This is a genomic window from Streptomyces sp. NPDC001410 (assembly GCF_042895235.1).
In the GTDB taxonomy this organism is placed as follows: domain Bacteria; phylum Actinomycetota; class Actinomycetes; order Streptomycetales; family Streptomycetaceae; genus Streptomyces.
Genome location: NZ_JBIAWE010000002.1, coordinates 305539 through 319145 on the forward strand (window position 1 = coordinate 305539; position 13607 = coordinate 319145).

Sequence of the window (13607 nt, forward strand, 5' to 3'; positions counted from 1 at the left end):
CGCTGCCGGCACCTCCACCCCCCATGTATCTGCACGACACGCCACTGACAGTGCGCAAAGGAGGGCCCCACATGGCCGTTGACTACACAGTGATCGTCGTCTATTTGGCCGGCATGCTGGCCATGGGCTGGTGGGGCATGCGCCGCGCCAAGTCCAAGAGCGAGTTCCTGGTGGCCGGGCGTCGCCTCGGGCCCGCCATGTACTCCGGCACCATGGCCGCGATCGTCCTCGGCGGCGCGTCCACCATCGGCGGCGTCGGCCTCGGCTACCAGTACGGCCTCTCCGGCGCCTGGATGGTCTTCACCATCGGCCTCGGCCTGCTGGCCCTGTCGGTCTTCTTCTCCGCCCGCATCGCCCGCCTGAAGGTCTACACCGTCTCCGAGATGCTGGACCTGCGCTACGGCGGCCGTGCCGGTGTCATCTCCGGTGTGGTCATGTGGGCGTACACCCTGATGCTCGCCGTCACCTCGACCATCGCCTACGCCACGATCTTCGACGTGCTCTTCGACATGAACCGCACGGTCGCGATCGTTCTCGGCGGCTCGATCGTCGTCGCCTACTCCACGCTCGGCGGCATGTGGTCCATCACGCTGACCGACATGGTGCAGTTCGTCGTCAAGACCATCGGCGTGCTGCTCCTGCTCCTGCCCATCGCGGTGGTCAAGGCCGGCGGCTTCTCCGAGATGAAGGCCAAGCTGCCCACCTCGTACTTCGACCCGCTGGGCATCGGCGGCGAGACGATCTTCACATACGTGCTGATCTACACCTTCGGCATGCTGATCGGCCAGGACATCTGGCAGCGCGTGTTCACGGCGCGCAGCGACAGGACCGCCAAGTGGGGCGGCACGGTGGCCGGAACCTACTGTCTGGCCTACGCCCTCGCCGGCGCCGTCATCGGTACGGCCGCCAAGGTCCTCTACCCCAAGCTCGGCAGCCCCGACGACGCCTTCGCGACCATCGTCAAGGAGGAGCTGCCCGTCGGCGTGCGCGGCCTGGTGCTGGCCGCCGCCCTCGCCGCCGTGATGTCCACGTCCTCCGGCGCCCTGATCGCCTGCGCCACGGTCGCCAACAACGACATCTGGTCCCGGCTGCGCGGCGCGGTGCGCCGCGACGGCGACGCGCACGACGAGGTCAAGGGCAACCGCGCCTTCATCCTGATCATGGGCGTCGCGGTGATCGGCACCGCGATCGCGCTCAACAACGTCGTCGAGGCCCTGACGGTCGCCTACAACCTCCTGGTCGGCGGCCTGCTCGTCCCGATCCTCGGCGGCCTGCTGTGGAAGCGCGGCACCGTGCAGGGGGCGCTGGCCTCCGTGATCGTCGGCGGCCTCGCCGTGATCGGCCTGATGGCGGGCTACGGCATCCTCGCCAACGAGCCCGTCTACTACGGCCTGCTCGCCTCCCTCGCCGCCTACGTCGCCGTCTCCCTGGCGACCAGGCCCACCGACGAGGCCGTCCTCACCACCTGGCGCGAGCGCCTCGCGGGACGGTCCCCCGAACTCGTGTCCGAACCGGTCCCGGCTCACCAGTAGAGTCATATGGAAAGCAGTACATGCGCGACGAAGCGCAAGAAGGAAGGCATTTCACTATGAGCAGCAACGAGACGCCCCGCGGCCCCGTCGACTCCTCCCGCATCCCGCGGTACGCGGGTCCCGCGACCTTCGCCCGGCTGCCCCGCCTCGACGAGGTCGGCACCGCCGACGTCGCCGTCGTGGGCGTGCCGTTCGACTCCGGCGTCTCGTACCGGCCGGGCGCCCGCTTCGGCGGCAACGCCATCCGCGAGGCGTCCCGGCTGCTGCGCCCCTACAACCCGGCGCAGGACGCCTCCCCCTTCGCCCTCGCCCAGGTCGCGGACGGCGGCGACATCGCCGTCAACCCGTTCAACATCAACGAGGCCGTCGACACCATCGAGGCCGCCGCGGACGAGCTGCTCGGCACCGGCGCCCGCCTGATGACCCTGGGCGGCGACCACACCATCGCCCTGCCCCTGCTCCGCTCGGTCGCGAAGAAGCACGGCCCGGTGGCCCTGCTCCACTTCGACGCCCACCTCGACACCTGGGACACCTACTTCGGAGCCGAGTACACCCACGGCACCCCGTTCCGTCGCGCCGTCGAGGAGGGCATCCTCGACACCTCCGCCCTCTCCCACGTCGGCACCCGCGGCCCGCTGTACGGCAAGCAGGACCTCACGGACGACGAGAAGATGGGCTTCGGCATCGTCACCTCCGCGGACATCTACCGCCGCGGCGCCGACGAGGTCGCCGACCAGCTGCGCCAGCGCATCGGCGACCGCCCGCTGTACATCTCCATCGACATCGACTGCCTGGACCCGGCCCACGCGCCCGGCACCGGCACCCCGGAGGCGGGCGGCATGACCTCCCGCGAGCTGCTGGAGATCCTGCGCGGTCTTGCGTCGTGCAACCTGGTGTCGGCGGACGTCGTCGAGGTGGCCCCCGCGTACGACCACGCGGAGATCACGTCGGTGGCGGCCTCCCACACGGCGTACGAACTGACCACCATCATGAGCCGCCAGATCGCGGCGGCCCGGAAGGACGCGTAAGCGCAGTGACTCACGACCACGACCTGGTACTCCGCCCGACGGCGGCACAGATCTCGACCGCTCTGAACCCGCCCCCCGGGCGCAACGGCGGAGACCTGGTCATGGAAACGCTGGCCGGGCTCGGCGCGACGACGGTCTTCGGGCTGCCCGGCCAGCACGCGCTGGGCATGTTCGACGCCCTGCGCCGCTCGTCCCTGCGCTACGTGGGCCTGCGGGTGGAGAACAACGCGGGCTTCGCGGCGGACGCGTACGGCCGCATCACCGGCGAGGCGGCCCCGCTGCTGCTCTCGACCGGCCCGGGGGCGCTGACCTCTCTGGCCGCGCTGCAGGAGGCCGCCGCCGCCTCCGCCCCCGTCCTGGCGATCAGCAGCCAGATCCCGACGCCGGGCCTGGGCGGCGGCCGCCACGGCTACCTGCACGAACTCCCCGACCAGGCGGCCTCGTTCCGGGGCGTGGTGAAGTCGGTCCACACGGTCCGCACCCAGTCCCAGATCCCCTCGGCCATCGCGGCGGCCTGGCAGTCGGCGCTGACGGCCCCGCCCGGTCCGGTGTGGGTGGAGATCCCGCAGGACGTGCTGCTCGCCGAGACCGCCCTGCCGGTGGTGACGGCGATGGACGCGACCCCGGAGGACCTGGTCCCGCGCCCCGAACTGACCGCGGTGGCCGCGGACCTGCTGTCCCGTGCCGCCCGCCCGGCGATCATCGCGGGCGGCGGAGTCGTACGCTCGGACGCCTCGGGGAAGCTGAAGGCGCTGGCGGAGAAGCTGGACGCCCCGGTGGTCACCACGTTCGGCGGCAAGGGCGCCTTCCCCTGGAACCACCCCCTGTCCCTCCAGTCCTGGCTGGAGGACCGCCACACGACGGACTTCCTGGAGGACGCGGACGTCCTCCTGGTGGTCGGCTCGGGCCTCGGTGAACTCTCCTCGAACTACCACACGTTCAAGCCCCGGGGCCGGGTCGTCCAGATCGAGGCGGACCTCGGCAAGCTGGAGTCCAACCACCCGGCCCTCGGCATCCACGCGGACGCCCGCCTGGCCCTTCAGGCCCTGCTGGAGACGGTGGAGGAGCGCACGGACGAGTCGGCGCCGCAGCGCGTACGCGAGGTGCTCTCCCGGGTCACGGCCCGCATCGCCGCCCAGGAACTGACCCTGGAACAGGACGTGTTGGCATCGGTCCGGCGCGCCCTCCCCGCCGACTCCCCGTCCTTCTGGGACATGACGATCCTGGCCTACTGGGCCTGGTCGGCCTTCGACCCCGAGGGCGCGAACACCATGCACTCCGCACAGGGCGCCGGCGGCCTCGGCTACGGCTTCCCGGCGGCGCTGGGCGCGGCCGCCGCGGACCCCAGCCGCCCGGTCCTGGCGGTCTCGGGCGACGGCGGAGCCCTGTACTCGATCGCCGAGCTGGCCACGGCGAGGCAGTACGACCTCCCCGTGACCTGGCTGATCGTCGACGACGGCGGCTACGGCATCCTCCGCGAGTACATGACGGACGCGTTCGGCGCGGCAACGGCCACGGAACTCACCCGCCCCGACTACGTCGCCCTCGCCGAGTCCTTCGGCGTCCCCGGGGTCCGCACGACCCCGGAGACCCTGGAGGCGGACCTGACGAAGGCACTCACATCCCCCGGCCCCTCGGTCGTCGTACTCCCCGCCGTACTGCGGATGTTCGCACCGACCCATCTGGGCTAGGGCGCCTGCGGCCTAGTCGGAGTTCTCCCAGACCAGCACCCCGGGGCCGTCGGGCGTCACGACCGGGACCCACGCCTCGTCGACCTCGGCGAGGCGGGTCTCGTCGAGGGCCAGCGGGGTGGGGAACAGGTCGTCCCGGTTGGCGGAGCCGTAGACATGGAAGGCGACCGCGCCCCTGAGCCGGTCGAGCAACTCCACCGGCCAGTCCAGCTGCCTGGCGCCCTGCCCCTTCAGCTCGCCGACGAAGATCTCCTTCAGCTCCTCGTCGAGGCCCCGCCCGAAGAGGGGGATCAGGTAGCCCTCCTGCGCGTACTGGACGCAGCCGACCCCGCCTCCCTGCACCTCGTAGACCACCCCGGTCTTTGCCGCCACGATGAGGAACGCCCAGCCCTGGTCCGTGCCGGAGCCGTCCGGGTCGAGGAAGATGTGCCGCCGGTCGTCGTCCACGTCAGCCACAGGGCGCCTCACTCGTCGTAGACCTCTCCGGTGGCGGCGTCGAGGACCGTGTTCAGCGAGCCGCAGCCGTCGCCGTTCTTGTCGGGCTTGCAGTGGGTGTCGTCGACGGTCACGGACCACACCACGCGCCAGGGGCCCTGCCAGCCCTTGGCACGTTCGGTCCTCAGCTCGTCGGCGTGGATCTTCAGGTTGCCGAGGTCGGTGCCGCTCTTCTTCTGCTCCTTGGTGGCGATCTCCTCGGCCTGCTTCGCCGAGAGCAGCCGGGCCGGAAGGTCCAGGTGCTCGGGGCCGAAGTCGACCAGCATCTGGGAGACGCGGCCGGAGCGGTTGATCTGCACGTCGAGGCTGCGCGGCATCGCCACCCCGCGCTCCTTGAACCGCCATGACGTGCGCCACCCGAACTCGGCCTTCCTGCCGACCGGTTGCGTCTCGTGGAAGGAGGCCGCACCGGCCCAGGGGTAGTGGGCCTTCATGTAGGAGCGGGCGATGCCGTACGCGTCCTGGGCGTCGTGGGGCGTGCCGGCGCCGGGGACGGGGAAGCTCGCCGGTGTCGGGGGCTCGGAGTCCTCGAAGCTCACGGTCAGCCGGCGGCCGCCGGGCCACATCAGCTCCGCGGGGAACGCGTCGGCGATCTGTATGGACATCCAGCCGTTGTAGCCGTCGACGCCAGGGCTGACGCGCACATCGCCGAGGTGGTACCGGTCGCCGAAGGCCTGACGTATGACGCGCTCGGCGGTCTCCCGCTCGTCGCCGTGTGCGTCACGCACGCCGGAACCGTCCACGTGGTTCGCGGTGATCGCGGTCTGGAAGACGACCGGCCCGGCCACGGCGCACACCAGCGCCACGATCAGCGTGGGCTTGGCCCACGCACGCCACGCGACCCGGCCCCGCAGCAGCACCAGCCCGGCAGCCACGCCGAGGACGCCGCCACCGGCGTTCATCTCCACGTCGGCGCTGTCGCAGATACCGCTCACGAACGGGGCGAGCGCCTGGGCGAGTTCGATGAGACAGGGCAACGCGAGGACACCGACGAGCACGGGAAGCGGACGCCGCAGCGCCAGGACACCGAACAGGCCCAGCGGGACGAACATCGCCAGGTTCCACAGACCCTGTGTGGTGTACAGCGGCTCGGTGATCGCATGGTTGATCACACACTCGGCCCGTCCCGCCTCGCCACCACGCAACGCGAGCGTGACGCCGAGGACACCGGTCAGACAGAACGCCAGCGGCAGCCACCAGACCGCGTGATCCACTTCGCGGCGACGGGCCACCGCCCACACGGCCAGCCCCATGACAGCGGCGACGACGGTGAGTCCGGCCAGAAACCCCATGTCGTCGCCGAAGACAGCTTCGAACAACTTGCTCTTTCCCCCGTGAAGCACCTCCGGTCTCGCCGGTGGCGCACGCTCCGACGACCTGGTCAGGGTCTCGGGCGTCAAATTGACCAAACTTTCGAAATCGACCCTACCTTGCGGAAGTTGACGCCGAGGCACCTGGACGAAGGGGCAGGGCGAGCGGCCGGGGAGTGGGCTGAGGCCGTGTTCCTCGGGCGACGACCGGACGGCCACCGTCGTGCGGCAGGACGACGGTGAACCGCCAGGAGCCGTCGTCGACCTGGGCCAGGCCGACCGGCTCGGCGGCGCCGAGCGCCTGGGCGATGGCTTCCGCGCCGTCGAGCAGCTCGTCACGGATGCTTCCCGCGGCGGCCGCCAGGACCCGGTCGTGCAGCCGTTCCTGCGTGGACGGCCGCGGCAGGGCCGCCGCCACCTGCCGACGGCACTCCGGGCACGCGCGGGGGCCGCGGGCGACGAAGATATGCCGGTAACGGACGATCCGCTGCTTCGGAATCCCGCACAGCGTCCCGCCTGAGTGCACGGCGTGTTCCGTTCCGGGAATGCCGTCGACCTGAGCGGCCCCGAACCGGGCAGGCTCGCGCGCCGTTTCGAAGGACCAACGGCCGTCCGGGACTTCAGTCATGCGGATCAGCATGCCATGCCGGTCCGCGGCCGCCCGAGGTCAGCAGGCGCCCGGACCCACCCCGTCGATGCGGCCGCCGAAGTCGCCGGAGTACTGGGAGCGCCAGTCGCCGTTGAAGACGTCCCGCTTCTCGGTCGGGTCCCAGTTGATGAAACAGGCGCGGGTGGAGGCGACGAAGGAGCCCACGTTGTCATGGAGGTTGGGCGGCATGTCGCGGTAGCCGCTGCGGGCCGTCCACTCCCAGTAGTCCCCGCCGAAGCCCTCTCCGCTCCAGAAGCACACCGAGCCGTCGGGACAGGAGGGCGCGGCGGCCTGGGCCGTGGCGCTCTGGGCGGGCAGGAGGAGGGCGGTCAGGGCGAGAGCGGCGGCCAGGGACCAGGAGCGAAACTTCACGAGCCTCTCCAGACAAGGGAGTTGGGATACCTCGGCGGTCGTGCCGAGCTGCCGCCATGCTCCTGTCCTGGAACGGGGACACGCCCGGGCCCAAGATCGACATCACTGGTGTGGGCGAACAAATAGAACTAGTACAACTGCAACCGGTCGTCGGCAGGACGGCAGTATGCTCGGCGTCGACCGGCGCACCGCTCGTCGTCTCGTGTTCCGGCCCGGTTCGGGTCGGTTCCCGCAGTCGCGGGAGACTACGGCGAGAGGAGTGCCGGAATGGCAAGGAGCAGGCGCAGGCCGGAAGGGCGCGAAGAGGTTCCGTTACCCCTGTGGGTGCGGGTCACGGTCGCGATCCTCACGCCGCTCGCCCCCCTTGTCGCGGTGTGTGTGCAGGCGCTCGCCAAATAGCGGGCGATGAGGGGTGCGGGACGGACCGGGGACCATCGCCGTAGGAATAGGCGAGGTCCGACCGGGAGTTGGCCGGCCGGACCCACCCAGCGCATGCATTGCGGTCCAGCTCCGGTGGGCCCCGGGGCTGGACCACTCACCGCGCTGACAAGCACTGGCCGGTCGGCGCCGAAATCCCATACGGCGCGGAAGGATCCAGTCCTTGCCTCTCAGGACTTTACATCCGCCTGTACGGTTTTCCGTTTCAGTCCAGGCGGTAGAGCGTCGACTGGTCGCTCTGCGAGGAGGACTTCGAGGACGCGGAGTTGGATGACGAGGAGCCGGAGGACGACGACTTCGATGTCGTGCTCTTGCTGTAGGCGCTCTCCTCCACCGCCGTACCGTGCTTCTTCACCCACGACGTCACCTCGGAGCTGAGGCTGCTGCCCCCGCCGGGCCCGCCGCCCATGCCACCGCCGCCGACCTGGACGTAGTGCAGCTCGCCCTTCTTCACCAGCTCCTTGAGCTTGGCGACGGTCATCGCGTTGTCGGTGCCGGTGAAGCCCCACATGGAGATGACCGGCACATTGCTGCTCAGCTCGATCTGCGCGGCGCTCTGCGAGTTGGACACCGCGAGCAGCCACTTGGCGCCGTCCTGGTGCTTCTTCAGGTACGAGATCAGCTCGCTGTCGGCCCCGTCCATGCCGCCGCCGGGCCCGCCGCCCATGCCGCCACCGCCGAAGCCGCCGCTCCCGCCGGGCAGTTCGCCCTGCTGGGTGCCGCCCTCGGCCGTGCCGCCGTTCGTACCGGTGCCGCCCGGCGGGGTGCCGCCCAGCTGGCCGTTGCCCCCAGGAGCCTGGCCGCTCTGGCCACTCTGGTCGTTCTGCCCGCTCGGGGCGCCGGGCATCTCGCCGTTCCCGCCGCCGGGCATCATCTCGCCGCCGCCCGGGAAGCGGCTGCTCGCCCGGCCGTTCTGGCCGCCCTGCTGGGCGCCGCCCGGCAGCTCGCCGTTGCCGGGGCCGCCCCCGTTGCCGTCCGGCCCACCACCGAAGCCGCTCCCCGTCGACGGCCCCGCCGTCGGGTTCGTACCGCCCATGCGGCCACCGCCCGACCCCGTCGGCACCGACCAGGCGTACGCCGCCGGACCGGCCACCGCCGCGACGACCGCCGCGGCGAGGGAAGCCGCGAGCAGCCGCGCCCGGTTGCCGCTCCGGAAGAGGAGCAGGCCCACGATCGCCGCCGCCATGACCACACCGATCACCGGCCACAGCCAGGTGTTCCAGCCGGAGGCCCGGCGCAGCAGCACGATCGCCCAGACGGCCGTGACGCCGAGCGCGACCGGGAGCACCCAGGCCCACCGCCCGTCGCCCCGGAACGCGCGCAGCAGCATCACGCCGCCGCCCCCGCACAGCGCAGCGATGCCGGGCGCGAGCGCGGTCGTGTAGTACGGGTGCATGGTGCCCTCGGCCATGCTGAAGGTCAGGAAGTGCAGCACGGTCCAGCCGCCCCACAGCACCAGCGCGGCGCGGGTGAGGTCGGTGCGCGGGACGCGGCCGCACAGGATCAGGCCGGCGACGAGCGCGATCGCACAGAAGGGCAGCAGCCAGGAGATCTGCCCGCCGAGGATGTCGTTGAACATCCGGCCCAGGCCCGCGGAGCCGGAGAAGCCGCCGCCTCCGCCGCCCCCGCCTCCGCCGTTGCCCTCGCCGCCGAGGACCCGGCCGAGGCCGTTGTAGCCCGTGATCAGGTTCCAGGCCGTGCCGTCCGTCGAGCCGCCGATGTAGGGGCGCTCGGAGGCCGGGACGAGGGAGACCGCCGCCGCCCACCAGAAGCTGGAAACCGCCAGGGCCACACTTGCGAGCAGCAGGTTGAAGATCCGCTTCACCAGCGGGAGCCGGGTCGCGTACAGGTACACCGCGAAGACCGCGGGCAGCGCGATGTAGCCCTGCAGCATCTTGGTGTTGAAGGCGAGTCCGAAGCAGACCGCCGAGCCGAGCAGCGGCAGCAGGCGGCCGCCCGTCACCGCGCGCAGGGCCAGGGCCGCGCCGCCGACCATCAGCAGGACCAGCAGCGTGTCGGGGTTGTTGTCCCGGTTGATGGCCACGGTGATGGGCGTCAACGCCAGGACCAGCGCGGCCAGTGCGGCCGCCCCGTGCCCCCACACCCGCTTCACGGACGTGTGCAGGATCCAGATCGTCGCCAGCGCGGCCACGATCAACGGCGCCATCATCTGCCAGGTGCCGAAGCCGAAGAGGCGGCAGGACAGGCCCATGACCATGAGGGCGAGCGGTGGTTTGTCGACGGTGAGGAAGTTGCCCGCGTCCAGCGAGCCGAAGAACCACGCCTTCCAGCTCTGCGTACCGCTGAGCACGGCCGCGCTGTAGAAGCTGTTGAGGCTGGAGCCGGAGAGGTTCCAGGAGTAGAGCACCGCCGCCAGGATCATGATCGCGATCAGGGCGGGCAGCGACCAGCGCGGCGCGGCGGCCGCAGCCGCGGCCTCGGGCGGCGGTTCGGCGGTCACGGTCGTCGGATGGGCGAGGGGATCGGTGGCTGAGGTCACGGCCGCATCGTGCCGAGCGGGGGTGGGTGAGCGCTGTGCCGCACCTTGCTGCTTCCTTTGAATGCTCCCCTCCCTGAAGGGAGGGGATTCCTGGCTCAGGCTGCCTCCCGGAGCAGCGCTCCAGGAGGTCTTACGCCCTCGACACCAGCCGGGTTCAGACCAGCCCGGACGAGCATCACACGGGCGGAGTTCTTGTCCCTGGGGGACACGCCTCCGCACGTGGTGCAGGTGTAGGTGCGTTCCGAAAGAGGAAGTGCGTGCTTGGTTCTCGCTCCGCACGATGCGCAGTTCATGGTGGTGTGCGCAGGGTGTACGAGGCGGACGTCCCGCCCGTGCTTGCGGCCCATCTCCAACAGTGCCTGCTTTGTGGCACCGATCGCCGCGTCGGTGGCCTTGCGGGCCATGGTCGTCCTGGCGAGGAACTTGGGGCGGAAGTCCTCGACCGCGATGGCGTCGTGGTCGTTCACGACGCGCTTGGCCCACTTTCGGGCGGTGTCCTGCCGCTGCCGGGCCACCTTCTTGTACGCCTTCGCTCGCAGTTTCTTGGCCTCGCGGTAGCCCTCCGAGGCCGCCTGTCCCTTCGCGGGTTTGCGGCGGGCCATCATCCGGTCGTACCGCGACAGTTTCTGCCGGGCCTTCCGGCCGTGCTGGGGATGGGAGAGGTCGTGGGCGTCCGAGGTGGTGGTCGCGATCTCCTTCACGCCCCAGTCCACACCGATCATCGCGCCCGTCTCGGGGAGCGGCTGGACTTCGGTGGGCACGACGAACGATGCGTACCAGTGACCGAGGCTGTCCCGGTACAAGCGCACGCTGGACGGGTTGGCGGGCAGGTCCCGGGACCATACGACGGTCAGAACGATGCCGCCCGCGAGGTGCAGGCGGCCGTCCTTGAGACGGAAGCCGCGCTTGGTGTAGTTCAGCGTCGGGTCGGCCTCACGCTTCTTCTTCCACCCGGGCGTCCCGGCCCGCTGCTTGAGGGACAGGCGCTCCTTGATGTCCTTCTGCGCCTTCGCGCGCGACTTGCCGAAGTCCCGGATGATCTGCTGCTGTGGCACCGAGCCGCCTTCGCGCAGCCACGGCGTACGCTCGCGGGCCTCGGTCAGCATCTTGTCGAGCTGGGCCGGGCCGCACATCAGCTTGTCCTCGGGGTGCGCCTTGTTGTGCGCGTGCACGGCCGTGGACTGCGCCCCGACCGCCTATCCGGCTTCCTTGAAGAGACCGTATGTGCGATACGCGTACACCCGCGCCCTCATCACGTCACAGTCACCACGACCAGCGAACGCGTGCACACGCGTTCGCTTCCACCCGGCTCCGCCGGCGGTATTGAGGGCGCTCCGTACCCCAGGAGGCCGGATGCGTAACGCTCTGCGTCGCCGTCACAGGATGCGATTCCTCCCCAGCGCGAACGCCGGGGTGTCCTCGCAAGGATCAGGTGAAGAGGCAAAGGGCGGGTCAACCCCGAACACCTGTGCAACTATCGGTCGCCTCCGGGTGTCAACAGGGGTATGAATCCCCGCACATTCAGTCGCGCCGGCGCGCTCGCAGCCGCTCTCGGCGCCGTGGTGCTCATACCGGCCGTCACCGCCGCCACCCCGGCCGCGGCGACGACTCCCGCCGTCAGCTGCACGTCCGCCAAGGCGGGCCTCGCCACCAAGCTGCAGAAGGACATCACGGCCGCCCTCGCGAACCGCAAGGGCACCGTCGCGGTCGGCCTGTACGACCGCTCCACCAAGACGACCTGCACCCTGCGTGCGACCAGCGCCTACGACTCGGCCAGCACGGTCAAGGTCACCGTCCTCGCCACGCTGCTGTGGGACGCGAAGAAGCACAACCGGTATCTGACGGACACCGAGCAGTCGCTCGCCACGGCCATGATCACCCAGTCGGACAACGCCGCGACCAGCAAGCTGTGGAAGCAGCTGGGCCTGACGAAGATCAAGGGCTTCCTGTCCGCCGCCGGCATGACGAAGACCACGCCCGGCGCGGACGGCTACTGGGGTCTGACCCAGGAGAACGTCACCGACGAGCAGAAGCTGCTCAAGCTCATCACCGCCAAGAACACCGTGCTGAGCGACAACTCCCGTGCCTACATCCTGAAGTTGATGGGCAAGGTCATCTCCTCGCAGCGCTGGGGCACGCCCGCCGGTGCGCCGTCCACCGTGTCCGTGCACGTCAAGAACGGCTGGCTGCAGCGCTCCACGCACGGCTGGCGGGTGCACAGCCTGGGCACCTTCAACGGCGCCGGCCACGACTACATGATCAGCGTGCTGACGCAGGACAACAGCACCATGGACTACGGCGTCACCACCATCCAGAACGTCGCCAAGGCCATCCACAAGGACCTGGTGCCGACGACGTCCAGCACCGCCCGCTACACCCCGACCAGCACGCCGAGCGAGGCGTTCGTCGCGGTGCCCCCGCAGGGCTGACGCTTCACGAGGCGGTCTCCCGCCGGTCACCGAACCGGCCTACGGTGGCGCCCATGCGCCTGAGAACCGTACTCGCGACCCTCACCGCCGGCCTGGCGGCGGCCACCTGCCTGACCGCCGCCGGGCCCGCCGGTGCCGCCAACTCCACGGGAAGCAACGCCTGTTCGCCGACCGTCTCCATCGACCGCTTCTCCGACGCGCTCGACAAGACGACGTACCAGGGCACTTTCGCCGGCAACTTCTCCGCGCTCGCGATGGACCGGGACGGCTCCCTCGCCGCGCTGGAGGACCGCTCGTCCCTCTTCGGGCTCGACCCGGAGACCCTGCAGCCGACCTCGGCCGTCCACCTCGCCGACGAGAAGGGCGCCGACCTCGACTCCGAGGGGCTCGTCATCGACCGCGACGGCACCCGGCTGATCTCCTCCGAGACCGAGCCGTCCGTCCGCCGCTACTCCCGGGACGGGAAGATCCTCGACCGCCTCCCGGTCCCCTCCTCCCTCCTGGTCGCCCCGGCCGGCCGCGCCGGCAAGAACCTGACCTTCGAGGGCCTGACGATGCTGCCCGGCGGCCGCACCCTGCTGGCCTCCATGGAGGGCTCGATCTCGGGCGACACCACCGGCACAGTCCGCTTCCAGACCTGGACCCGCCACCACGGCTCCTTCCGGCTCGCCGCCCAGTACGCCTACCGCACCGACGCCGACCTCGGCGTCCCGGAGGTCCAGGCCACCCCCGACGGCCGCCTCCTCGTCCTGGAGCGCGGCTTCACCCCGGGCGTCGGCAACACCGTCCGCCTCTACGAGGCCGACCTCCGCCACGCCACGGACACCAGCACCGTCGAGAACCTGACCGGCCAGCCGGACGTCCATCTGGTCAAGAAGACCCTCCTCACGGACATAGCCACCTGCCCGGCCCTCGGCGCCAAGGCCAAGCAGCCCCAGCCGAACCCCCTCCTCGACAACATCGAGGGCATGACGATCACGGGGCGTGACCACACCGGCCGCCTGAAGGTCCTGCTGGTCAGCGACGACAACCAGAACCAGGCCCAGACGACCCGGTTCTACTACCTGCGGGTACGTGTCTGACGTCCGCCTTCGTTCTGTTGCAGAGGGATGAAATCCGTCCCTGTTGACGTTGGAGCCTTCCGGAAGAGCAGAACTGAACGG

At 70.5% G+C, this 13607-nt stretch carries 10 protein-coding genes and 1 pseudogene; 5 read left to right on the forward strand and 6 right to left on the reverse strand.

The genetic code is table 11. The features are described 5' to 3' along the window. Nucleotides 1-71 precede the first annotated feature (71 nt). From ACFY3C_RS04920 to ACFY3C_RS04930, 3 genes are read left to right on the forward strand one after another with little or no spacing between them, the layout of a single operon-like run. Nucleotides 72-1532: a sodium:solute symporter gene (locus ACFY3C_RS04920; protein WP_390769709.1), complete on the forward strand. Its 1461-nt coding sequence runs from the start codon at nt 72-74 to the stop codon at nt 1530-1532. A gap of 56 nt (nt 1533-1588) precedes the next feature. After that, complete coding sequence (gene speB, locus ACFY3C_RS04925) at nt 1589-2560, forward strand: agmatinase (protein WP_067314783.1); 972 nt, start codon at nt 1589-1591, stop codon at nt 2558-2560. 5 nt (nt 2561-2565) lie between these two features. Continuing rightward, nucleotides 2566-4251, forward strand: coding sequence for a thiamine pyrophosphate-binding protein (locus ACFY3C_RS04930; RefSeq protein ID WP_390769710.1), 1686 nt, complete (start codon nt 2566-2568; stop codon nt 4249-4251). 12 nt (nt 4252-4263) lie between these two features. Here the strand turns inward: ACFY3C_RS04930 and ACFY3C_RS04935 are convergent, their stop codons facing one another. The 6 genes and pseudogenes from ACFY3C_RS04935 to ACFY3C_RS04960 form a co-directional block, all read right to left on the reverse strand. Further along, complete coding sequence (locus ACFY3C_RS04935) at nt 4264-4707, reverse strand: DUF6210 family protein (protein ID WP_390769711.1); 444 nt, start codon at nt 4705-4707, stop codon at nt 4264-4266. A gap of 8 nt (nt 4708-4715) precedes the next feature. Further along, nucleotides 4716-6065 (reverse strand): VanZ family protein, encoded by a 1350-nt coding sequence (locus ACFY3C_RS04940; RefSeq protein ID WP_390769712.1) that lies wholly within the window; start codon nt 6063-6065, stop codon nt 4716-4718. Between the two features lie 106 nt (nt 6066-6171). Next, entirely contained in the window at nt 6172-6684 is a 513-nt protein-coding gene (locus ACFY3C_RS04945) for a hypothetical protein (protein ID WP_390769713.1), read from the reverse strand. A 39-nt stretch (nt 6685-6723) separates the two neighbouring features. Continuing rightward, complete coding sequence (locus ACFY3C_RS04950) at nt 6724-7077, reverse strand: peptidase inhibitor family I36 protein (protein WP_390769714.1); 354 nt, start codon at nt 7075-7077, stop codon at nt 6724-6726. A gap of 643 nt (nt 7078-7720) precedes the next feature. Continuing rightward, nucleotides 7721-10015 carry an ArnT family glycosyltransferase gene (locus ACFY3C_RS04955; protein ID WP_390769715.1) on the reverse strand — a complete coding sequence of 765 codons (2295 nt, stop codon included), beginning with the start codon at nt 10013-10015 and terminating at the stop codon, nt 7721-7723. 95 nt (nt 10016-10110) lie between these two features. Beyond that, nucleotides 10111-11202 (reverse strand): annotated as a pseudogene (locus ACFY3C_RS04960) (RNA-guided endonuclease InsQ/TnpB family protein); the annotation flags it as partial. A 318-nt stretch (nt 11203-11520) separates the two neighbouring features. Between ACFY3C_RS04960 and ACFY3C_RS04965 the strand changes: the two are divergent. Together ACFY3C_RS04965 and ACFY3C_RS04970 are read left to right on the forward strand one after the other, a co-directional pair. Beyond that, nucleotides 11521-12444 (forward strand): serine hydrolase, encoded by a 924-nt coding sequence (locus ACFY3C_RS04965; protein WP_390769716.1) that lies wholly within the window; start codon nt 11521-11523, stop codon nt 12442-12444. A gap of 53 nt (nt 12445-12497) precedes the next feature. Beyond that, a complete protein-coding gene (locus ACFY3C_RS04970; protein WP_390769717.1) occupies nt 12498-13526 on the forward strand; it encodes an esterase-like activity of phytase family protein in 1029 nt (342 codons plus the stop codon). The last annotated feature ends 81 nt before the right edge of the window (nt 13527-13607 follow it).

Excerpts from the sequence above, each read along its gene's own strand:
- ACFY3C_RS04945 (WP_390769713.1), bottom strand. The coding sequence starts at position 6,684 with ATGACTGAAGTCCCGGACGGCCGTTGGTCCTTCGAAACGGCGCGCGAG.
- ACFY3C_RS04970 (WP_390769717.1), top strand. The coding sequence starts at position 12,498 with ATGCGCCTGAGAACCGTACTCGCGACCCTCACCGCCGGCCTGGCGGCG.
- ACFY3C_RS04965 (WP_390769716.1), top strand. The coding sequence starts at position 11,521 with ATGAATCCCCGCACATTCAGTCGCGCCGGCGCGCTCGCAGCCGCTCTC.
- ACFY3C_RS04920 (WP_390769709.1), top strand. The coding sequence starts at position 72 with ATGGCCGTTGACTACACAGTGATCGTCGTCTATTTGGCCGGCATGCTG.
- speB (WP_067314783.1), top strand. The coding sequence starts at position 1,589 with ATGAGCAGCAACGAGACGCCCCGCGGCCCCGTCGACTCCTCCCGCATC.